The sequence below is a fragment of the Maribacter polysaccharolyticus genome, assembly GCF_028882255.1.
GTDB lineage: Bacteria > Bacteroidota > Bacteroidia > Flavobacteriales > Flavobacteriaceae > Maribacter_A > Maribacter_A polysaccharolyticus.
The window spans coordinates 584,237-608,879 of record NZ_JARBUY010000002.1; the positions used below are offsets into that span (position 1 = coordinate 584,237).

Consider the following 24,643-nt stretch of genomic DNA (forward strand, 5'->3'; position numbering starts at 1 on the left):
CTGAAATCTGGCCTGTGCCGATTTCAGGATTTTTTTTTGCCTTTCGATTGGGAAGGCTTGTTTTTGTATTTTACCGGTGAGATATCCGGTTTAAACGCTTTGGGTTTGCCGGTTTTAAAATCCTTTTTCTTTGGTGACTGTGCCGGTTTTGAAGTCTTTGCCTTTAATAGTACTTCTCCCGGGCTTTTGGGGTTCTCCTTGGTGCCCCTCAAATGGATGACAAGGCCATTTAAAAAATTGCGAAGGATTTGATCTCCACATTCCATATACTTCGGATGGTCCTCATTTCTGAAAAAAGCCCCTAGTTCACTTTTCGATATATTGAAATCCACTAATTTAAGGATCTCCACAATGTCATCGTCCCTCAACATTAGGGCTACGCGAAGTTTTTTGAAGATATCGTTGTTCGTCATGTTTCCGATTTTTTGGAATAGGGCTGCAAATTAAGGATAGCCAGTGGTATTTCAACGGAAAATAGCAATTTATTATACGAAAGCGGGGTAATATCAGTTATAGCATAGATTGGTTATTAGTCGGTTTATCGGAAATAAAGCTGTAAAGAGGTGAAGAATACTTGCTTTTTTGTAACTAGGATTGATTGCCAAAAGAATTACAGCGATCCATACTTGTTTTTCCAATTGGGTTATTTTGATTAGGTCGTCAACGACGATTACCGGTAGTCCCAATTATGAAAGAACTTTAAAAAGGGGATGATTATGCCTACAAGCAAAGAAAAACTTAGTATACTCTCGGAAATGATCGCCTTTGCAAAGGTGAAAAACAACGTCAAACCCGAAGAGTACGCTTTTTTGAACCGTATTGCCGAACAACTGGGTGTGGGGCAGGAAACCTTCGAGTCCCTTTTTCATAAGGAGGTGGAGTATGTCATTCCGAAATCGGAAGCGGATCGTATTCTTCAGTTCCATAGGTTGGTCCTGTTAATGAACGTGGATAAGAAACAAGACCAAAACGAAATCGATCAAATCCACAATATCGGATTGGGAATGGGATTGCCACCGGCAGCCATAGAAAGCGTGTTAACGGTAATGCACCAATATCCCGATAAAATCATTCCTCCCAATGTATTGATCGATATTTTCAAGACGTATTACAATTAGGGCGCTAATGCCATTTTAGCCTTGATTTCCATATTCACAATGCGTACTATTAGTAAAAATGTCAAATTGACACCTGTTTTGGTGTTAAAAATGTCATAATGACATCTTTTTTTGGTTGGTATGGCTTTTGTCTTTTATTGTTTGATTTGAAATTAAAATTTAACCTTAAAAAATAAAAGTTATGAGCTTAATAAAGAGAAACGATGTTTTATTCCCATCATTTATGAATGAAATATTAAAGCCTGATTGGTTTGGTGGATTGGAAAATTTCAATACCAATGTTGTACCTGCAGTCAATATCAAGGAAAATGAAACCGATTTTGAACTGGAATTAGCTGTTCCCGGTAGGGATAAAGAGGATTTTAAAATTGAGGTCGATGATAATGTATTGACAATTTCCTCAGAAACAAGTGCTACGGAAAATGAGGAAAAAGAGAATTATACACGAAGGGAATTTTCCTTTACATCTTTCAAACGCGCATTTACACTGCCCGAGACCATAGATGAGGAAAATATCAAGGCAACGTACGAAAATGGTATTTTGAAATTCAATTTACCAAAAAGGGAAGAGGCTTTACCAAAGCCTAAAAGAATGATCGAATTGTCGTAATGGCTTTAAGAAACTTATGCAATGTCCTTTCCGGGCATTGCATATTGGTTGGTTTAGTTGGTTTGGACTGATGGCCTGTAGGTAGGCATCAGGTTGCCGTAAGTCTTTCCTTCTCAGGGAAGAGTCGGCATGGAGGAGCGTCCTAAGTAATTGGGACGCTTTTTCTTTGGTTGATGTATGGTTATGCCACCGGTTCAATGGAATAGGGGGCTGTCAATCTTGCTTTTGCAACATTTTTATTTCGTCACGAAGTTTGGCCGCCTGCATAAAATCCAATTCCTTGGCAGCCTTTTCCATGGCTTTTCGTTTTTCCCGAATCAATTTCGCTATCTGTTCTTTGGTCAGATAATCCAGATCCGGTTCCGCGGCCCGTAACTCTTCTTTTTCAAAATGGTAGGTAGAAACCGAATTCTTGGCCAATACGCTGTCAAGTCCCTTGTTCAAAGCTTTAGGGGTTAAATTGTGGGCAGTGTTGTAAGCAATCTGCTTTTCGCGACGGTAATTGGTGCCGTCAATGGTCTTTTGCATGCTGTCCGTAATTTTGTCCGCATACATAATGGCTTTCCCATTCAGGTGTCTTGCCGCCCTTCCAACAGTTTGGGTCAATGATCGGTTACTGCGCAGAAAGCCCTCCTTATCGGCGTCCAAAATGGCCACGAGGGATACTTCGGGTAAATCCAATCCTTCCCTTAAAAGGTTTACCCCGATCAGTACATCAAAAATGCCTTTACGTAAATCTTGCATGATCTCGACCCGTTCCAAGGTGTCCACATCACTATGGATGTATCTACAACGCACATTTATACGTGTCAAATACTTGGTCAATTCCTCAGCCATCCGTTTGGTAAGGGTGGTGACCAAGGTCCGTTCATCCTTTTCAACCCTTTGTTGGATTTCCTCGATCAGGTCATCGATTTGGTTAAGGCTGGGCCTTACCTCGATAATGGGATCCAATAACCCTGTAGGACGGATGACTTGTTCCACATATACCCCTTGGCAAAGTTGCAATTCGTAATCTGCGGGAGTGGCACTCACATAGATCACTTGGTTCTGTAGCGCTTCGAATTCCTCGAACTTTAAGGGTCTGTTATCCATTGCTGCAGGTAACCGGAATCCGTAATCCACCAAGTTTTCCTTTCGGGAACGGTCCCCTCCATACATGGCATGTACCTGCGGTATGGTCACATGGCTTTCATCGATTACCATAAGGTAATCGTCCGGAAAATAATCCAACAGACAGAATGGACGTGTTCCTGGTTCGCGACCGTCCAAATAGCGGGAATAGTTTTCTATACCTGAACAATATCCCAATTCCCGAATCATTTCAAGGTCGAAATTCGTACGCTCTTCCAATCGTTTTGCCTCCAAAGGTTTTCCGATTTCCTTAAAATAATCGATTTGGTGCACTAAGTCGTCCTGGATTGAATGAATGGCATTTTGCAGAATATCGGGGGAGGTTACGAACATGTTCGCCGGATAGATATTCAAATTATCATATACCTCGATCACGGAATTGTTAAAGGGGTCAAAGGCTTCGATTTCTTCAATTTCATCCCCGAAGAAATGGATTCTAAAGGCGTGGTCCGCATAACTGGGGAAAATATCCACCACATCCCCTTTTACCCTGAAATTTCCATTGCGAAAATCGGCAGTGGTCCTGGAGTACAGGCTTTGTACCAACATGTGCAATAGTTTGGTACGTGCTATGACCTGATCTTTATGTATGCTAATGACGTTTTTTTGGAATTCCACCGGATTTCCGATACCATATAAACAAGACACCGATGCCACGACAAGTGCGTCCCTTCTGCCTGAAAGTAAGGAGGAGGTGGCACTTAAACGCAGTTTTTCGATATCCTCATTAATCGATAGGTCCTTTTCTATATATAGTCCGGAGGAGGGGATATAGGCTTCCGGTTGATAGTAATCATAATAGGAAACAAAATATTCCACTGCATTATCCGGAAAGAACTGTTTGAATTCCGAATATAACTGGGCGGCCAAAGTTTTATTATGGGCAAGGACCAATGTTGGGCGTTGAACCGCTTCGATCACATTCGCCACGGTAAAGGTTTTACCCGAACCCGTTACACCCAATAGCGTTTGGTAGGGTTCTTGGGTTTCTATTCCGTTGACCAATTGTCTTATGGCCTCCGGTTGATCACCTGTGGGCTTGAATTCGGAAACGACCTTGAATTTCATTTTTTAAAAATACAAAAGCACGGGGATTATTAGGGGAAAGGTTTTCTTAAAATTCACACTGTGGTACATAGTGAAACCCTTCAATCTACTTTTTTCGTCAAAACCGATGGCCTTGGTATGATCCCACCTGCGGCCCTGGTTTACGCAATCCCCAGTTTACGGGATACGGATCGCCTATAAATCCCTCTTTTTCAGTAGGGCGTAGGAGAAATAAATAAATAGGGATGTCCATGCCAATACGATCAAGATCTCGTACCCATGTACCCCATAATCCATGTCGAATTTTTCACCGATTTGATCGGCCACAGATTGTACGGCACCCAATCGGGTGAAGGGTTCATCGATCAGTTTCCACATGGCATTCAAGGGGAAAAAGCCCATGATAAAATCCGTGGTTTCCCCATCAAAAAGTTTCCATCGTATCATTCCCCGCACGAATCCCTCAAAAACCTGCCATAAGATCAAGAATCCTAGGGCAAAAGCGGAACGCTTTACCAAGATGCCCAGAAAAAGACAGAAAGCGAAGAATCCCATTAGTTTCACAAAGTAGGCTAACAGAAATTCCATATCGGAAAAAATGATACTTAGTTCATTGTAGTCGGAATAGATGAGTCCTAAGATCAAGGAGACCGAAAAAACAAAGAAGGTCGATATGAGGGAAAAGGATACTACGGTCAAAAATTTGGAAAGAATGAATTCTTTTTTCGAAAGTCCGTCGATCAAATTCTGTTTTATGGTCTTATTGCTGTATTCGTTGGCCATCATGGATACTATGACAATCGCCAGGAACAATTTAAAAAAGGCGGTAATGAAGGTGTTGAAATGCCAGATATATGGAAAATTGAAAATACCCTGCTCGGCCAAATGGAATTTTATCGGACCGATATCGAATTTAATGGCAGCGACCAAGGCGATTGAAGTAAGGAGCACAAAATAGGAAATGATCAATATTTTACTCGATCTATTGTTCCAAAGTTTGATGAATTCTATGTGTAATAATCTCAACATGTTTTTTTCGGATTTAGTTGGCTTGGGAGTTGGTCAAGGTAAGGAACTGTTCTTCAAGGCTTGCCTTTCTTTTGACCAAATGGGAAAGTACGATTCCCGCTTCCATAAGACTCCTGTTCAAAACTTCGGCATCCATTTCTTTATTGAGGAAAGCGGTAATGAGTCCGTTTTCCTGGGTTACCTTACTGAAACCGTTGTTGTTTTTCAGGAACTGCAATAAGGCCTCGGTATGGGTTGTTTGTAGTTCGAAAAAACCATGGCTGGCCATCATGTCATCGACCCGGCCAGCATACAATTTTTGTCCCTTTCTAAGGATGACCACATGGGAACAGACTTTCTCCACTTCATCCAAAAGGTGGGAGGCCAATAGGATCGTGGTACCTTGGGAGGCCACTTTTTTAATGATTTCCCTGATTTGATGGATACCTTGGGGGTCGAGGCCATTGGTGGGTTCATCGAGAATAAGGATTTCCGGATCATTCAAAAGGGCAGAGGCAATGGCCAAGCGTTGTTTCATGCCCAAGGAATAGGTTCGGAATTTACTGTTCTTGCGATTCAATAATCCGACCAGTTCCAATTTTTCTTCGATCTTATCCTCGGGAACCTCCTTGATTTTACAAACCAAACGTAAATTTTGGATAGCGGTCATATACGGATAGAAATTGGGACGTTCGATAATGGCACCGACTTTTTTCAGGGCCTCGTGGGTCGACATGTTTCCATCGAACCAAGAGAAATCCCCGCTGGTCCTGTTCACTACGTTCAGGACGATTCCCAAGGTGGTGGACTTGCCACTTCCGTTGGGTCCGAGTATGCCATATACATTGCCTTTTTCTATGGTAAAGCTGAGGTCCTTGACTGCGGTTAAATAGCCGAATTTTTTTGTCAGGTTGCTAACGGTGAGAATGGTGCTCAAGTCAAGTGATTTTGAAGGGTTATATACTACTTGACGATAAAGCCGGACTTATGTTACAATTTAATATTATTTTCTGTTCACCCGATGGGTGATCCTTCTGTTGGTAATTATGGTCGTTGTTTTAATTCTGTTTACGGTTACCGTTTCCGAAGGGTCATCCGTGGTCGTGTTCGAGTCGGTTTGATCCTGACTGTTGGTGACCGTATTGGTGTAGTCTGTAGAGGATAGGTAAATATTGTTCAGACTGGCTTTCGTGACCAAGGTCAAGGTCTCCAAGTCCCCGGAATCCATATCGCCGATGGTCCAATCGGGATAAGAAAAAGTCCCTTTGGAAATGGATGTGGAAACCAACTCCAATCCTGCCGGTAGCACATCGGTCAACACCAGATTGGATACCGGGTCGACCCCTAAACTTTCGACGGTTATGTAAAAGGTTACGGTGTCCCCCTCATTGACGGTATTCTGGTCGGCGTCTTTGTTGAGGACAATATCGGGTTCGCAATAGTAGGCCGCCAATGATTGTGAGTCATAGGTACAGCCCCCTTTGGTAACACGGACATAAAAATCCCCGGCACCGGACGGTGTATAGGACGAACTGTTGGCGCCAGCGACCAAGGTGCCATTTTCGTACCATTGGTAATCATCGAAATTGGGATCAACCACCTCTACCTGTGCATCGGGTAGGCAACCCCCACCGGTTACCTGCAAGTCTACATCGGGAACGGTATCAAATCCGGAAAAATACCCGGCAATTCCACGGGCACCATTGTATCCGAAAAAACCGACAGCAATGGGACCGGTGGATGCGACGCTGACATTACCGGTCAACCCAGGGATATAAAAAGTTTTCCATAAGCTCGTTCCTGCCACGGTCTGGGCAGTCGTAAGGGCTACCGCCCCAGTGTCGTCCGTAACTTGGATATTTTCATCAGGGGTCGACGTTGAGGCGATTATCGTAACCCCACCGGAAAGTGTGGTTCCGGCAACATCGGTTATTTGGGGTATGTTGTCCATGGTGTCCGGTAATAAACAGTTTACCGGAGCTACAAAATTCAGGCCTTGGGTGTAAATAGAACTGGAACCCGCCATACATTGGTACGCATAGGCATCTTTGGATGTTGTGACAAACATGTTCGCCCCTACTGAATTGGAGGAATAATAGCTGCTGGGGATTTCGAAGTAATCCCCTTTGTTGATCGTAGCAATGGCCGTTGTGGAGCCGTTGACATAAATTTCCGTATTGTTTTGGGTGCCGATGATTATCGGAAATTCCGTGGCGCCATTTGTGCCCCCACGTCCCCTAACAAAAACATATTCCTTCCCCAATTTGTTTTCGGGAACGGGTTGGTCGATCCCGGCATCCCTATTGGATGAATTAGCTTGTCGACCAAAATTCATTGAACCGTTGCTGATTACGATATCCTTGTCCGAAACTACGGAAGCACCTATCCAGCCTTGACTTTGTGCGGTACTGAACGTGTTGCCCATGTAGGCCTCAAATACAAAGGATTCATTGGCATCCAATGTAATTTGATAGGAGTCGGCCGTTATCCCCGCTTTATCACTGCCCAACCGAAATACACAATCTGTATCATAACCGGATAAAGTAACAGTGGTATTGTCTTCCGTGGCCATGATTCCCAAGGTATTGGATTTGGATACGTGGGTACCCAAGTTGGGAACACCGCCCCATTTAAAGCTGGTACCCATGGCAGCTCTACCTTTTGATGTTAATGATGCGCCTTGAGAGGTTGAAACCCCTCTATAATTGACATAAAACTCTTTCCCACTAGGGGCTTCAAAACGCAGTCCACTACTCGTCAATTTAACCCCTGTGTTGCTATTGTCTACAAGTGTTATATTATTATCCCCTTCTGAGAGGTTATAGGTTGCAGGAGTGGTTTTTGATATTGAAAAAGTAGTAAGCGGAGTAGTGGAGGTGCCCAAATAAGCGTTTACCGTAAAAGCCGTTGTTTCCGGTGTGGATAAATAGATGGCCTGTTGTTGGATGGCTTGGTTGTTCGACCCTTGTTTTAAAGGGGGGAGGTAGTGCAAGTCACTTAATTGAGCGTAACCCATATGCGTAAACGCCATTAATAAAAGGGGAACAAGAAACCGGAGTTTCTTTCTAATATGCTTCAATACCTTAATTTTTGAATTATTCCATATACAAATTAAAGATGCTTTTATGTAGAAGGCAATTGTATGTTGTGAAAGGGGTTATTGCCGTTGTCAAAGGCCTTTGGTAGGCGATCCCAAGGACAAACCCAAAGGAGTAGGTACTCCTTTGGGTCATTGCCTGGAAATCGTGATTTAGCGGTACAGTGTAAAATGGCCTACAAATTCCCTTTCGTCGGTTTCACCGTTTAATTTGATGATGTACCAATAATCCCCGGTAGGTAATTCGGTGTTGTTGTAGAAGCCGTCCCAACCGTCTTGATTGTCCTTGAATCGGTAAATGATCCGACCGTATCGGTCATAGATCTTAATAAAGATATCAGGATAAATTTCCATGTTGATCGGGGTCCAAACATCGTTATTTCCATCCCCATCGGGAGTAAAGAAATTCGGTATCTCAATATCGATGAATTCCATGTAAATGGTCGAAATCGCTTCACAACCGTTTTCATCCACCACACGAACCTCGTAAGTATCGGTACGATCAATGGTATAGGTACTGTCGTTCCCATTATCTACTCCATCAAAATAATAGGTGTATCCTTCTTTTCCACCTGTTACAATGGCCGTGATCTCATTGATGTTTTCCTGGGTTGTACTCAGTGACAAGGCCGTGTAATCGATAACCTCGAAATCAAAAGTGCGGATGCAACCATTGGCATGGGCAATCGTAACATAGTGGGGGCCAGCGGACATGTCGGAGAAATCAGGGTCAAGAACAAGGTCATTGGCATCGGTCGAATCCAACGCATAAAGTACATCCGCACCTACACTTTCATCCTCTAACGCAATACTAAGGCTATTGTTCGGGGTGTCGCCCGTACATTCATAGATTACCTCGGTCGTAGCATTAAGGTTTACACCAACTTCAACCGTAATCAAGTCATTTATGGTACACCCATTCGCATCTTTGACATAAATGCCATAATAGCCGGCCGATAGGTTTTCAAACAGCAATCTATCTTGGACAAAGTCATTGGCATCATCGGAATTGATACTCGTATAGTAGGGGGCCGTACCTCCGGTAATCTCCAAGGTAATGGCACCATCACTGCTATCGTAGCAGATTTCATCCTGTACGGTTACGGTCATTTCCAAGGTGGAAGGTTCGGTTATCGTAAATTCGATGACCTCATAACAACCTAAGCTATCTTGGGCAATTACGGTATAATCCCCAGGTGCCAACCCATCAAAGGTATTGTCTTCCACGAATTGGTTTAGGTTAGGGGAGATGGCATACATATAATCTCCCGAGCCACCACTGAGGTTAATGACAATACTTCCATCATCCTCACCATTACAGGTAATATCCGTTATCTCATAATCGATGGTCAATGGGGTAGGCGCTTCAATGACGATCGCCTCGGAAACCAATTCACAATCCCTGCTTTGTACCCGTACATAATACGTTCCGCTCGAAAGGTCGGTAAAAGTGCCATCGGTTTGGTTGGGTACTACCTCAGTGGTCAAGGTCGCATCCGCAAATAAAGCATATTCATAGCTACCGAGTCCGCCATCGGCATCCGCAATAATTACGGCGGTAGTATCCCCTGAACAATTGATTTTCGCGGCCGAGGTATCCAAAGTAAGTGTCAATTCCCCAATAGCATTAATGGTTACTTCATTGGAGATAATGGAAACACAATTGTAGTCATCCCTTACGTAATACGTATACGTACCTTCGGTCACATTTTGGAATAAATGGGTGTCGGTACCATTGGTTTCGTTCATGCTGTTGAAGGTAACACCGTCCTCACTCCAGGTGTAGGGGGCGGTACCTCCGGAAGCGACCAGTAATAACTCGGCCCCAACCTGGCAACTCATAGGACTTTCCGTGATCAAAATGGCATCGACCTCGGTTGGGTCCTCAATTTCCACGATATTCGTTTCATAGGTACAACCGATATCATCGGTAATACTTATACTATAGAAGCCGGCACCCAGATTGTAAAAATCAGGGCTTGTCTGGGCAGCAGCGTTTCGGAGTAGTGTTGTCCCTAAAGCGTCATCATAGGTATTCAGACTATAGCTGTAATTTGGGGCCACATTTCTCGTATCGGGAACAAATGAAATCGACGCATCCGTATCACCTTCACATACCAACTCCGTTTGGGTAACGGTTCCGGTTATCGGGTCTGGGGCGATCAAAGTAAACGCACTGGTAAATACTTGGGTACACCCAAGGGCATCCGTTACAATGATATTATAAGTACCGGCTTCCAAGCTTTGGAAGAGGTTGGCATTTACTTGCGTAACACTATAATCCGTAGCTGTGGTGGTATTGGTCAAAACAATGTCATAAGCCCCTTTCCCACCAAGCGGTGCGATATTGGCCGTACCTTCGCCATTGGAGCAACCTACATTAGAGGTTTCTATGGTATCCAAGGTGATGGCGGCTTCCGGGGTAGTAATCGTAAAGGCGCGTTCTTGGCTACATTCCGGGAAGGCATCCTGAACGACCCGTACGATATAGTTTCCCGCTGCAACCGGAATGGTGGCAGTAGTCCCTGTACCCGTATAGGTTCCTGCATCATCCGTTCTGGTGGTCGATGTGCCGTCTGAATGTAAAACTTCCCATTCAAAATTTCCGGTATACGTAGCATCGGAGAAGGTAATCTGAATGCTACCATCGTCACCATAACAAACGACATCGGACAGTACGTCAACGGTTATATCGAACGTATTGGGTTCTTCTACGATATGGGTCAGCTGGATTTCACAACCGGTCGTAATATTCTTAATGCCGAAAGTATGGGTGCCTATCGCTAAGTCCGTGAATTGGTTCGAAGCTTGATAAGTAGTCGACGGTAGTTGCCTGAATTCATAATTTGCAGGAGCTGTGGTGTAGGTCGTAAGCGTTCCTGTTACATCAATACTGATGTCTTCTCCGGCATTGATACAGTCGATATTTTCATCAATGTTAATTGAGGCGCTTTCCAAGACATCAAATGGGTCAATGGTAACGGTGTGTTCTGCGTAACATCCGGCAGAATCATAGACCCTTACATTGACTACCCCACCGACTTGATCTGTATAGCTATAGGTGGTGCTTGATCCGTCCTGTAAGGTAGTGCCTGTGGTATCATCGATAAAAACGAATCGATTATAGGTACCTGTTCCTCCTGAAACCGAGGAGCCATCTATAGGGATCAGGGCATTGTTGGATGTGTTGCCCGATGTACAACCAAATTGCGTAACAATCGGAAAGTCAAAGGTGATGGCCGGGTTTTCGTTTACAATAACAGGCAATGGCGTTGAAGTACATCCATTCGGACCTGTACCCGTGATTTCATAGGTTCCCCCTGGGAGATTGATATAGGATTGCGTTGTGCCATCCCAACTGGCACCGCTAGGTAGTACATCTATGCTGTAGGTAAGAGGGTTGTTCCCATTGTTTACCTGGATCAATTCGATTACGCCATCTTGGGAACCGGAACACGAAACATCGGTGACGTTTGCTGAAAAATCCGGTTGAATGGCAGTGGGTACTGTTATAGAGAATGTCCTAAAGCACTCTGGGTTCGATGTGCCGGTATCATATACATTAACCGTGTAGGTATCTGCCGTATCTATGGTGACATTTTGGGAGTTCGAGGGGTCCAAGGCCTGTCTGGGCACTTTATTGCCCAAAGCACTGTCCAATATCTCAAATTCATAGGTTCCTGAACCCGATGAAACTTCTATTTTGATCTCAGCCTCATTGCCTGTACCGCATCCTAATTGTTGGTCGAGACTGGCTGTGGCTTGGAGCGTAGGATATATATCGATATTTAAGGTATCCGTACAACCGGTTTCGTCTTTAACTAGAATATCATAGTTGCCAGCAGGGATATTATCAAAAGTATTTGATGTTTGAAAACTGATTCCATTATCAATAGAGTATAATACCGTACCTGTATAGGAAACCATATTGATAGTGATTTTGGCATTGGCATCACAATTTTCAATAGCCACGTTGTCAATTACTGGTGCAGCCATAAAATTCATAGGTACATCAGCTAAGAAATAACTACAGCCATATTGATCTTCTACCGATACACTATAGGTGCCGGCCGGTGAATCGGCAGGAATTTCAATAGGATTATCATCGGTTGCCGTGATGGTTGTAAATGGGGATGGTCCTGTAATGGTGTAGTAATAGGTTCCCCCGCCACCGGTGATGTCAGGAATTTCAATAATTCCAGGGTTTTCGCACGAAATGTCCTGTATTGATGCAGGTGTGCCTGAAATTATATCCAATTCGCTTAATATGGCATTCTCACTCGCACTGATACATTTGGTGTTGCCACTGCCATCGACCTCTTCTACCACAATATAGTATTCATTTGCGGCAAGATTCGCCACACTAATAGTGTCATCGGTGGAGGTATTTGTTCCAGAATCTATAGGAATTCCATTAATATCGTAAAGCGTCCAATTTCTATCAAATCCCGAAGGAGCAAAGTTTGAAGATATGGTATACTCAATGATTCCATTTGAAGCTGAATTGCAGGAAGGTGAAATATCTGCGGTAATATCCATGGGGTTTGTGACAATATCATTGACATTAACACTACTTTCCCTTACACAGCCTACAGCATCCCTTACATAAAATGTATACGTTCTACCTGGTATTAACAGTGGGAAGGTATGTGTAACTCCAGAGGGATATTGAGTGGTCCATGCATTTGCAGGGGTTACGGGATCAAAATTAGCTGAGTCTTCAGAATAGGTATATTCATAAGGTGCAGTACCATTTTGTCCCCGGACACTTACCTGTAGTTCATCGCAATTCACGATGATAGGTAATACGGTAATATCCAAATCATCCAAAGGATAAGGGATTGTATATCTTTCCAAATCCGTTTGACAAATAGTATTACCACTACCATCGATTGTACGTATGGAGGGGGCTACCTCGTCTCCTGAGGTATATCCTCTAAATTCATTCGAAGTTTGCCATGTTAGCCCACCATTACTACTAAATTCAATAGTACCTAAAGATGTAGGATAGTTTTCAAAATCAAAACCAAATTCACTAGGGATTCCTGTACAATTGGCGGGAGTAATTCCTTTAATGTCGGCAGTAAGTTCAACCGGCTCATCTACTAATATGTTGGATTCAGTAACTGAACAACCGGCAGCATCCGTGATTTTGACATCATAGGTACCGGCAGGTAGATTGTAATAAGTTTTAGTATTACTTATTAGGTCATTTTGTGTTTGGTCTTCGGTACCATTGGTTACATCAATCAATTCAAAGTCATAAGGACCTGAACCATTGGTTATTTCCACAATAATACGACCTGTTCCACCATTACATTCGGCATCTGTTGGCGTGGCCGTAAACATTAAAGTTGGAATGGCTTCCACTTCTTCAGTGATCATTGTGCCACAATAATCCGCATTGCCTGCATTGTCCCTGACATATACATCATAATTGCCGGCCTCCGCAAGGGTTACCGTATATGTATTGATAGCCGAAAAATCTGTATCAGCGACCGTATTCCCATTGGGTATAAAAGCATAGACGTAATTTCCATCCCCGCCTACAGCTGTGGCTGTTAATGTGCCATCACCACAGGCACTGGCATGGGTGACTTCTACAGAAAGGGTCAATTCTGGGGCGATGTTTATTGTTTTTATGTCCGATGGACATCCATACGCATCGCTTACTTCCACATCATAACTTCCGTTCGATAAACCGGAAAAGGTATAGGTGGTATCCGTTGATGGTGTGGGGGTCTGCCAGGCCCCACCATTGATCCTAAAGGTATATCCCCCATTACCGGAAGTTACGTCAACTGTAATGGTGGCATCGTTCGCTCCATCATAACAGGTTGTGAACGTTGTGTCAAAAGCTATGGTTTCCGGGGCGTCGACCGTTACCGTAGCTGTTGATAGTACTTCACAACCATTGGTGTCCCTGACACGAATTAGGTAGTCGCCGTCGGCCACGTTGTTAAAGATGGTACTGGTTTGATAGCTTACGATCGGGGTGCCCGACGTATCCTCCAATTGATATTCATACCCCGGCGTACCTCCCGTTGCCGAAGCCTCTAAAGTGGCCCCAGTATTATAACAGGTATATTCAGCTTTTTGCTGTAGATCGGGAACTATGGCCGTTGGTGCGGTCAGTGTTACCGTCGTTGGGGAAGTTGCCATACAGGTATTGTCACTTACCTTTTGGACCATGATAGCATAGGTGCCGTCCGCCAATGTTGATGGGGTGGTAACAATGGCCCCTGTTTCGGTGGTCCAATTCGCACCTCCATCCGTTGAATATTCATAACCTGTTGCCGTGTCGAAATTCTTCACTTCGAAACGGATGCTACCATCCGCATTACCGTTACACGTTGGGTTGGTACTGCTTAAAATAGCTACGCTAAATTCTTGGTTGTCTTCCACTATAACGGTAAGATCTTGGGATTGCTCACAAATCTCGGGGGTTTGGGAAGCTTGAATGTCATCCAAAACCAGGAAGTTTCCGTCATCACTGTCCAAATTGGTTCGTAGCACGACACCGACCATCGTATTTGCGCCGGGATTAAAGGTCACTTCCCTTAAATGCCAATCATCGGCATCGTTGTTTTGGGGAATCGCCGTTGTTGCCAAACTGTTGATCACCGTACCCGAGGCATCGACAAGCTCTACAAGTACCTCAGGGTCGTTGCCCGAAGCACCATCAACCAATAAATTGTAGGCATAAAAGGAAATCGTAATATCTTGGTCTGCCAAAACTTCCAAATCGTTTCTTGACCATAATATATTGTTGTTACCCGCTGAGGTACTGACTCCAATGGCCATGAATCTACCATTGGTTAAGCCTGTATGGTCGTTAGGGGTTCTCCATGACGTATTAGGGTTGGTAACCGTATTGGTCACGGCGTATTCCCCATTGACCAAAATACCGGCAGGACCGAGGTTGCAATCCGTGTCCGTGCCATCTTGGGGTTCGTAACAATACCCTGGGCCTATCTCACCGATTTGCGTGGTGCTACCCGTTCCGAAATTCTCAAGGAACAAGGTGCTTTCATTGGGACTGACCGTACTACTATAACCTACGGTAATTTGGTAAGTGCCGGGTGCGATATTGCTGAATGCATTCGAGTCTTCAGGACTGTTCAAGGTGCCGTCCAGACTATAGGTATATGTGAAATCGGTGGTGTTGTCGGAAGTTATCGTTATTGTGCCATTCCCATCACAGTCATAAGTGACATCGCTATCTAAATTGGGGTCCACAGGGGTACTGGGTACCGTTAATTCCATGTCATAGGTACAACCCAGATTGTCTTTTATGCTTAAGGAATACGTGCCTGCCGTTAACCGTTGTTCGTTAACCCCACTATAATTGGATCCACCATCAAAACTGTATAAATAGGTGCCCCCACCGCCATTGGCATTCAATATTTTGACCAGTGCGCCGGCAGGATCGCATGATGCATCTTCCACTATGGCGGCAGATGCTGTTAATCGATAGGGTTGGTCTATTTCATAGGTGATCGATTCACTACAACGAGAGGTGGTCGTTCCACTGGAGTCCCTAACGGTAATGGTATATTCCCCAGCACTCATATTGGTGAAGACATTCGTGGATTGATAGGTCGTACCTCCATCCACACTGTATTCATAGGGGGCGGTCCCACCACTGGCAGTAATGGTCAAGGTGGCCGTTGAAGAATCCGCACATACAATAGCCGTATGGCTGGCAGAAACAACGACTGGGCCTAAATCACTGATCGTTACACTATTGGAAAGGGTGCTGCATCCATTGTCGTCAAAAACAATGAAAACATATTCCCCTACATCCGAACTGTCCAAGAACAAGAAATCGTTCGTGGTCTGTAGGGCCGTATCCGGTACATCATCGGCAGTGGCATAAAGGGCGACTCCATCTTTACTCCATATGGCCATGTCATAGTCCGGATCCGGATTTCCGCCGGTGGGTGAAAGGGTAATCATACCGGCATTACAGGTAATGTTTTCGGTCAGGCTGGCAGACAAGTTTAATTCGGGATATTCATCTACCGTAATGTTTTGTGTATCCGTACAACCGTCTTCGGTCGTGGTTATTACGATGTAATCTCCAGGGGGGACACTGTTGAACGTATAATTATTATCGTCTATGGCAACCATTTCTTGGAAAAAAGTCCCTGCCCCACTATTGGTGCCGTCATCCAATCGAATTTCGTAGTTATAATCGGGCAATGCGTTCGAGGCTTGAATCGAAATCGTACCAAAACCACTACAATCAGCTGTAGTTGTTGATATGTTTACTTCATAGTTCTTTTCAAGGATCCCGATTTCTTCGGTCTCAAATACACAGGCATTAGCTATGGGGTCTCCCGTAAGCGGATTAAGGGTGGTTATCTGTACCTTGTAGGTACCGCTGGTGGTAATATCAAAATTTGGCCCATTGTCGTCGGAGAAGGGGACAACGATGGTATCCGTGCTTGCATCCACCAATTGGAATCCGTAATCCGTATTGGGATTCGTAATTCTGATGTTTCCTGAAGTGTCGCATAAAATATCGGACGAAATATAGGCTATATCCAGCGTATTCTTAAAAACATTGAAGTAAAAACGACTGAAACACCCGCCACTATAGTTTATGACTACCCTATACTTGCCACTATCGGTAATGGTATAATTGTCTTGTACGGCAAGATCTGTCCATGTACATGAGGCATTGGTGTTCGCACAATCATCCCCCGCATCGGAACAACTGGTTTCATCCAATTGTTGCCATACAATACTGGCGGCATCGGTTATGCCTAATTGTATGGTAGCTTCATCGTTTTCACCACATAAGAATATTTGTGGCAATTCACTACCGTCGATAGAACAGTTTACTATTTCACCTTGTAGGTCATTATCCGTATTCGTATCTGAATTTACTTGATTGAAGTAGGTGATTATAGGGTTGGTCTGTGTGGTTCCAAAACGTTCTACCGTAATCAGTTCGACTAAATCCGCGCAATCTGTAGCCCCGCTTTTTTCAACGATGTAATCCCCAATATCAGTAACCAATAAGGTACTGGGGTCCCCATCTGGATCCCCATCGTCCAATAGGGTGTCGGTATCGTCTATTTCGCCGTTTCCATTGGTATCCAATGCCCAGTTATAGGTGGTGAACCCTGTGCCGGCACTTAAAATAGCGTCATCACCGCATAATTGTACCGTTCTGGCTACATTACAATTTTCCAGAGCGGATAGCAGGCTATTTGTCGCTACCGTTGCACCTTCACTACAAACCGGGGTCAGTGTCGATCCCGGTTCATCGCTGAACGTATTGGTATTTGCAACGCCCTCATAGGTGGAATAGGCTAGGTTTTCTATGGTTTCCGAACATGCGTTCACAAATTCCGAACAGGTGGAAGATAGGGTGACTGTAATTCGAATCGTATACTCCGAATCTCCCGATTCTACCAAGCTGTCCGGAATTTCAAAGGTAATGATATTGGTCACGGCATCGTGGCTATAGGTGGTTCCGGTCGCGCCGGACACATCCATATCGTCTACCGCTACATTGGCAGGCAATACATCCCTGATGGTATATGAGGTGGCGTCATCATCTCCCGTATTTTGGAAACGGAGTACATAGTCAAAGGTGTCTCCAAGACTTAATTCCTGGCCGTTGATATCACTACCGCCCAAATCTTCAGAAGTATTTTCCAGGATGATATTCGGGGCCTGGACAAAAGTGTATGAAGCACCGATAACGGCTCCTGTATCTGGGTCTACCGCCGGAGTATCGGTCCCGTATTCCCCACCGTCACCACCATCGGCGGTATTGTCTTTATAGAATTCATTGGCATCGGAACAGCCGTCATTATCGCTATCGAGATCGATGTTGTTCGGATACCCATCCCCATCGGAGTCGATGCACGTCTCGGGAACGGCTATCGTTATTTTGACATCATCGATGAAATTGCCACTGCTTGCACTACCTGAGGCCGTGGATACCGCCTCAAAAACGAAAACCGTATTGGATTGGCCGACCGGTACGGTATAGGTTCCGGAATACAGCGTCCAAGCGGTATTGTCGCTTGCCATGGTTTGTTGTACGGTAGCACTAGCCAAGTCCGCACCGATCTTTAATTGGATTTCATCGACCCCATCCCTTCCCCGGTGTCGAAATGACCAGTTCATGACCGTACCCGGTGTTAGGCATAGGTTTTGGTAAAGGGCTCCGTAAAGGTTGGCGTTGATTTCGGCATGCTGGTTGCCATTGTACGAATTTACACCCATAAAACCGGATTCCCACAGTTCTATTTTTTGGTCCGTAGCGGTGGTGTTCCATCCGGGTACGGTACTTTCGTCCACAATTGAAAAACCTGAAACGGTAGGAGCTTCAAAACTTTCATTGACAATCGATTCATAACAAAAGGCGCCTTCGCATTCATCGCTGTCATATATACCATCATTGTCGTCATCGACATCCACGATATCCGCAACACCGTCCTTATCAAAATCGTTATGTACGATGATGGATGCCGATAGGATATCTTCCGTGATATTCGTGTCCTCTTGGTCTTGTGTATGCGAAATCGTATTGGTAATATTCACCAAGGGATCTATATCGATTTCATCCCCTTGGACCTCCAATTCCAGAAATACGGGTTCTCCAGGTTCCAAGGTGCCAATATTCCATACAGAACCGTTCCAAGTCCCTGTGGTGGTGGAAGCACTGATCAGGGTAAGTCCGTCCGGAATATTGTCGGTAATTTGAAGGTTGGTAACAGGTTCAAAGTTCAAATTTTCGACACGTATCGTAAAAGTAGCCGTTTCCCCTTCCATGATTTCGGGATTGTCCACGGTTTTATTAACGACCAGATCTCCTTCGCAGTAGTAAATGGTTATGGGCTGGGAGTCGTAGGTACAAGGGCCTTTGGTACCCCTGACATAATAATCCCCGGCAATTGTTGCCGCATATTCGAATGAATTGGCCCCTTCGATGAGTTCACCATCAAAGAACCATTGATAGGCGTCAAAATTATCATCCGAGGCCTCAAAAATACTTGAGCCAGAGAAACAATCCCCTGATGGTCCCCCATTAATTTCAAGAACGATTTCCGGTACGGTGTCAAAACCCGAAAAATACCCGGCAACACCTTGTGCCCCATTATAGCCAAAAAAACCGACCGCCATGGGTCCGGTAGATTCCACCTTGATATCCCCGTCGAGATTGGCGATAAAAAAGGTTTTCCAATCCGAGGAACCTGCCACTGCATCGGATGCCGGCATGGTTACGGCTACGTTATCTTCGTATACTTGAATATTTTCGTCTGGGGTATTGACCGAGGCGACGATCGTTAAACCCCCTGTAACGGTGGTCCCTGCAATGTTCCTGATGTCGGGTATATTGTCCATTGCATCGGGCAATAAACAGTTTACGGGAGCCACGAAATTCAGTCCTTGGGTATACAGGTTACTGGATCCGGCCATGGACTGATAGGCATATACATCCTTGGAGGTTTTTACCAGCATATTGGCCCCGACCGTGTTTGAGGAATAATAACTACTCGGTATTTTATAGTACTCCCCATCGTCGATCGTGGCTATGGGTGTTGTGCCGCCATTGACGAATATTTGGGTGTTGTCCGCGATGGCAATGACCAACGGAAATTCGGTTAACCCATTCGTATTCCCATTCCCCCTTACAAAAACATATTCTTTGCCCAGCCTGTTTTCGGGTACCGGCTGATCGATACCGGCATCCCTGTGACTTTGACCGGATTCACTTCCAAAGTTGATCATACCGTTACTGATGACGATATCCTTATCCGAATCGATCGATGCCCCAATCCAGCCGTCTTCATGGGCTTGGGTGGGTGAATTTCCTATATAGGTCTCAAATACAAAGGATTCATTGGCATCGAGGGTTATGGTGTAAATATTATCGGTTATTCCGGCCCTATTGCTACCTACCCTAAATTCACAGTCCGAGTCGTATCCGGATAGGGTTACGGTGGTGTTGTCTTCCGTGGCCATGATGCCCAAGGTGTTTGATTTGGAGCTATGACTACCTAAGTTCGGTACCCCTCCCCATTTAAAACTGGTCCCCATGGCTTGTCGTCCCTTGGCCGTCAAAGAAGCAGCTTGTGAACCCGATTTACCTCTATAGTTCACATAAAATTCCTTGCCGCTCGGCGACTCAAAACGCAGTCCACTGTTGGTAAGTACGACACCCGTATTGCTGTTGTTGACCAAGGTAATGTTGTTGTCACCATTGCCCAACGTCCAAACCGCCGGATTGAGATTATCGATACTGAAAGTTTGTACAGGGGTTGTATTCGTGCCTTGATAGGCATTTACCGTAAATGCCGTTGTTTCCGGAGTAGACAAATAGATGGCCTGGTTTTGGATGCCTTGATTGTTCTGCCCTTGTTTTAATGGCGGCAAATAATGTAAGTCGCTTAATTGCGCAGATACCTTTATCCCCGTAAAAAGGACGATAAGTGTCAATAAGATACTCCTTAGGTGATTTGGTTTGGTTTTTAGGTCGGTGTCCACAGGTAAATAATTAATTATACTTAACAACGAAAAAAGCATCTTTTATCGTGATTTGCAGATATTTGTTGCCAATCAAAAAAAACTATAGGTAAACACTATGGACCACGTGGTGTTGGGTTTTTATACGGCCCTTGTTTTTTGGGTTTAAACCCGTATTTGTTTTTTGTATCTTTAGACAAAAGAAAGGAATGGAAGAAGAAAGGTTAATGTTGAAGAAGAAGCCGACCTATCCGGTCAGTGATGCGTTGGATACTTATTTGAAAAAGTACAGTAGAAAAATAGAAATGCCTATTTTATATGATGACCTGTTGCGTTTTATAGGTTCCGTGGCGGTTTACGATGACAATGATGAGGACACCCTTTGGGTGAGGGTCTATTACAATGAATATGACCGAAAGGAAATAGATACCAGTCTTAAGCGGGTGTATTCCTTATTGCTTTCAGATGGAAGTGCCCATATTGACCAATATTTGAATGTTGATTCGATCGACTACTGTACCTTCGGTAATTCAAAACCTTTTCGTGTCAAAGTACGGAATGTTTTAAACGATAATTTTACCAATTTCTATGTAAAGAAAGCCGATGCCTCAAGGATATATGGTTTGGAATTGGAGCATATGCTTTCCCCGTATAACCTCAACTTCATGGTGTATAAGGACACCTTGATCGAAGAACATATCGCCGGTATACCGGGTGATGTGTTCATTAAGGAGATGTTGCCCAAATGTACCGAATCCGAGAAGTCCCAATTGGCAAAGGAATTTGTTAAGTTCAATGAACGTTGTATGATCAGGTTGTTGGGCGATATGCGTTCGTACAATTACGTGATCGTCGCGACCCACGATTTTGACCATGTGGTCTATAGGATAAGGGCCATAGATTTTGACCAACAGTCTTTTGAAGGTAGGCTGAAGCTATATCGACCGCAGTTTTTCAAAGAGAATTTTCAAATGGTCGAACTGGTACGGAAAAAATTACTGAAAGACTCCATAGATCAATATAAACTTGAGGAAAGGTCGATTGTTGCCAAGCGGATAATAAGTTCGGGAAACCGGATTAAATTACTCGATAAGGTTTGTAGAAAAGATACCATATCCTTACCGGAAAATGTGGAAATGCTAAAGGGGGAAATTTTTGAATTGACCAAGGATGTCAAATTCAAAAACTGTACCACCATGGGGGAGATCATAAACATTGCCTTGGATTTTGTGAAGCGTAATTACAAGGGGGTCAGCATGAAACAGATCCTTGAGCACAATATCAAATTGTGACCGGCGTAAGGGGAACATACGGTAAAATGGCAATTCCCCCTACATTTCTACGGTTCATCCCTGCGATGATTGAATGTTAGTTTTTCTCCTCTTTGTTGAAATACACGAGGTAATAATACATCTGACGTTCTTCATCCCATCCTTTTTCCACGAATTTTTGGGCCGACTCAGGATTGATAAAATCCATTTTTATCTGGATATTGGTATCTAGATTAATGACATTTTTTATTTTTTTCCTGGCATCGGAGACGGCTTTGTTGGCAATATCGAAATTGGATACGTCCTCAATACTGTATTTGGGCCCTTTTTCAACTTTATAATGTTTGAATTCGGGAATGAGTTCGGGATTTTCCATGACCTCATTCAGGAAACTGGTTTCCTCAAAAGAATCATTTTTGGCAAAATGATTGACGGCCTTGTTCATGAACAGTACTTCCTGTTGCTTGTCTTCGGCAGGTAGTACCACGTCCTTGGCAAAATTCTGACAGAATTTAAGATAGTTCTTCGTGTAAAAATTCTCATCGGCGAGCGGATCAACATCCAAGAAATTCTCAAGCCAATATTTGGCATCATAACGGTTACTGTCTACAGAAAGTACTTTATACCCTTCTTCTTTGTTCACATTGAATACCAAGCAACCTTTATCCAATTTGTTGATATTGATCCCTTGTTGAATGACAAGGTCCAAATTGCTTCCTTTTTCTTCGAATTGAAGAAAATCCTGTTTCAATTCGCTTTTGAAAATACCGACGGCATCCACTTTTTTGTTGTCTAGCACCACATCGGATAAATAAGCCACATAGACTTCCCCACTTTTTATATGGGGGTGGTTGGATTGGTCGAAGAGGTGGGTCGCTATCTTTTTGGATTGGTCGTGTACACAAGCCGGATCGTTGAAGATCTCGGTAACGATTTTATGGAGTTCATTGAACTCAACATCGACCTCATTGGTAAACTTAAAATAATTCTCTTCCTTTTCCCGAAAGGGCTTAAAAAAGTATTCTTTCAGCAGTCCTGTCGTCTCATCATTAAGAATGAAAGGTTGGGACGATAAAAATATACCTTCATTTTTGTTCTTATTGCCTACTCGGTGCAATGAAATACTTTCGATATGGGTAGGGTATAGGTTTATCATGGTAATTAGGTGTTATGGGTGAAAAGAATTGTCAATAGAGCGAATCCCTGTAATTGGAAGTTCGGAACTAGTTCCAATTTTCATCAAAATCAAGGTCGTCATAGTTTTCAAAAGTATCGTCAAAATCGAAGGCCGTATTTTCGGCTTCGAATTTTTTCTCAGGAGGCGATTCCGGCAATTCCCCAAAACTGAAAAGTACGTTTGGATATGCGCGTCCGGATTCCTTCTCCGTTATGTCCGCCAATTCGACAAAGAACGTCCACATATTCAAAAAATCATAAACATAAATAAGTTTGGGGGTGTTTTCGGTTAAGATATCCTCTAAAAAGGTTTCGTTCATCAATCGAACCTCACCAACACTTTCGCTCATATCAAAAAGAGCGATTTCCTCATCTTGTTGCCAGTTTTCATCGCAGGTATAAAATGAAGCCATTTCATTGCCCAGGAACCCGAAGGATTGGGAAATTACATTGTGTAATTCTTCCATTGAGTTTTGTGCCTCGATTTCAATATCCCTGAAGATATCCTCATCGGCATCCAAGATAATCCGGATTTTATATATCATTTCCTATTTTTTGAAGGAGTGCAAAGTTACAAAGTTTTATGACTTCTTTTCGCATTGTATGCTTCCAAAACCAAATAGAACTGTATACCGAACAAAAGTGAGGCCAATACCAGGTGTATCGTTTGGCTCATAAACGGGAAATCCCAATAGAACATGGCCATCCCGGTAATGACTTCGATAAGAAGAATGGACAGCACCCAATTTATCTTCGTAAGGCCCAAATTCAAATTATAGATCCTATAGGCCAAATAAAGGTTGAATAACACCACCACGATTGAAAATGTACGGTGAATATAAAAGGAAGTGATGGGTTGGTGCAACCAGAGGTGTTTGGCCGTTTCACCTACGATATCGATTTGTTCGTCCACAAACTGCCTTACTTGCGTACCCATAACAATTTGAATGAGTGTCAAACCGAAAACCACGATAAGCAAACCCATTGTCCTGGAGTCAAAAGTGTAATTTTTTCTTTTTTCCTTCGCAAGGTAGACCACATATAGCAGCATGGCCACGATCAATAAGGCCATAACCATATGCAAGGTGATCCTAATGGGTTCAAGTACCGAATATACGACTGTTGCACCCAGCCATGCCTGAAAACCCATACCGAAAACCACCAACCAGGACAAGACGGTAATCCTTTTATCCTTTTTCCAATAACCGAGGGAGATGATGGCCAATACGAGCGTGCCCAAACCTGCCAAGGCCCCAAAAAGACGATTTATGAACTCTATCCAAGTATGCCACGGATTGAATTCCGCATAGTCATGTTTCGTATAGGGTTCCCAACGTTCCAAATCCAGATTCCCGCCACTTGTAAATTCTTCCTTTGCGACCTGTAGTGATTCGTTTAGAATGATCACCTGTCCCTTTTTATAGACTTCACCGGGTTGCCATTGCAATTGGGACTCATCGGTAGGAGGGATGAGGTGGCCAAAACACTTCGGCCAATCGGGACACCCCATACCGCTTCCCGTCATGCGCACCACTGCTCCCGCAATGATGACCAAATAAACCAAAACCACAGCAATTTTAGCAATCGTATGGAATTTTTTTGACATATAAAGTATGTATTTACGAAGAACAAAATTACTACTCTTTTCGAATAATCGCATGTTTATCGAGGAATTAACCTATAAAAAAAG

At 43.8% G+C, this 24,643-nt stretch carries 12 protein-coding genes; 3 read left to right on the forward strand and 9 right to left on the reverse strand.

Annotation, left to right across the window (positions count from 1 at the left end):
* Positions 1 to 23 precede the first annotated feature (23 nt).
* On the reverse strand, positions 24 to 413 hold the full coding sequence (locus PHU20_RS08475) for a DUF1456 family protein (RefSeq protein ID WP_274824920.1): 390 nt from the start codon (positions 411 to 413) through the stop codon (positions 24 to 26).
* Between the two features lie 303 nt (positions 414 to 716).
* Here PHU20_RS08475 and PHU20_RS08480 point away from each other — a divergent pair, with 303 nt between their 5' ends.
* Both PHU20_RS08480 and PHU20_RS08485 read left to right on the forward strand, forming a co-directional pair.
* Complete coding sequence (locus tag PHU20_RS08480; protein ID WP_274824921.1) at positions 717 to 1,118, forward strand: TerB family tellurite resistance protein; 402 nt, start codon at positions 717 to 719, stop codon at positions 1,116 to 1,118.
* A 181-nt stretch (positions 1,119 to 1,299) separates the two neighbouring features.
* Positions 1,300 to 1,728 (forward strand): Hsp20/alpha crystallin family protein, encoded by a 429-nt coding sequence (locus tag PHU20_RS08485; RefSeq protein WP_274824922.1) that lies wholly within the window; start codon positions 1,300 to 1,302, stop codon positions 1,726 to 1,728.
* Positions 1,729 to 1,941: 213 nt separating this feature from the next.
* On the opposite strand, the gene uvrB is transcribed toward PHU20_RS08485, so the two are convergent.
* From uvrB to PHU20_RS08510, 5 genes are all read right to left on the reverse strand, one after another.
* Complete coding sequence (gene uvrB / locus PHU20_RS08490; protein ID WP_274824923.1) at positions 1,942 to 3,930, reverse strand: excinuclease ABC subunit UvrB; 1,989 nt, start codon at positions 3,928 to 3,930, stop codon at positions 1,942 to 1,944.
* A gap of 174 nt (positions 3,931 to 4,104) precedes the next feature.
* A complete protein-coding gene (locus PHU20_RS08495; protein ID WP_274824924.1) occupies positions 4,105 to 4,938 on the reverse strand; it encodes an ABC transporter permease in 834 nt (277 codons plus the stop codon).
* 13 nt (positions 4,939 to 4,951) lie between these two features.
* The gene (locus PHU20_RS08500; RefSeq protein ID WP_274824925.1) at positions 4,952 to 5,854 is read right to left on the reverse strand and encodes an ABC transporter ATP-binding protein; all 903 of its coding nucleotides are present in this window, start codon (positions 5,852 to 5,854) and stop codon (positions 4,952 to 4,954) included.
* A gap of 66 nt (positions 5,855 to 5,920) precedes the next feature.
* Positions 5,921 to 7,996 (reverse strand): DUF11 domain-containing protein, encoded by a 2,076-nt coding sequence (locus PHU20_RS08505; RefSeq protein WP_274824926.1) that lies wholly within the window; start codon positions 7,994 to 7,996, stop codon positions 5,921 to 5,923.
* Between the two features lie 171 nt (positions 7,997 to 8,167).
* Positions 8,168 to 20,527: a T9SS type B sorting domain-containing protein gene (locus PHU20_RS08510; RefSeq protein WP_274824927.1), complete on the reverse strand. Its 12,360-nt coding sequence runs from the start codon at positions 20,525 to 20,527 to the stop codon at positions 8,168 to 8,170.
* 188 nt (positions 20,528 to 20,715) lie between these two features.
* Between PHU20_RS08510 and PHU20_RS08515 the strand changes: the two genes are divergently transcribed.
* Positions 20,716 to 21,798, forward strand: a complete 1,083-nt coding sequence (locus PHU20_RS08515) for a hypothetical protein (RefSeq protein ID WP_274824928.1) — start codon at positions 20,716 to 20,718, stop codon at positions 21,796 to 21,798.
* A gap of 76 nt (positions 21,799 to 21,874) precedes the next feature.
* Here PHU20_RS08515 and PHU20_RS08520 read toward each other — a convergent pair whose 3' ends face one another.
* From PHU20_RS08520 to PHU20_RS08530, 3 genes are all read right to left on the reverse strand, one after another.
* Positions 21,875 to 22,933: a nucleoid-associated protein gene (locus tag PHU20_RS08520; RefSeq protein ID WP_274824929.1), complete on the reverse strand. Its 1,059-nt coding sequence runs from the start codon at positions 22,931 to 22,933 to the stop codon at positions 21,875 to 21,877.
* A 67-nt stretch (positions 22,934 to 23,000) separates the two neighbouring features.
* The gene (locus PHU20_RS08525; RefSeq protein ID WP_274824930.1) at positions 23,001 to 23,498 is read right to left on the reverse strand and encodes an IS1096 element passenger TnpR family protein; all 498 of its coding nucleotides are present in this window, start codon (positions 23,496 to 23,498) and stop codon (positions 23,001 to 23,003) included.
* Between the two features lie 26 nt (positions 23,499 to 23,524).
* Complete coding sequence (locus tag PHU20_RS08530) at positions 23,525 to 24,559, reverse strand: COX15/CtaA family protein (RefSeq protein WP_274824931.1); 1,035 nt, start codon at positions 24,557 to 24,559, stop codon at positions 23,525 to 23,527.
* Positions 24,560 to 24,643: the final 84 nt, after the last annotated feature.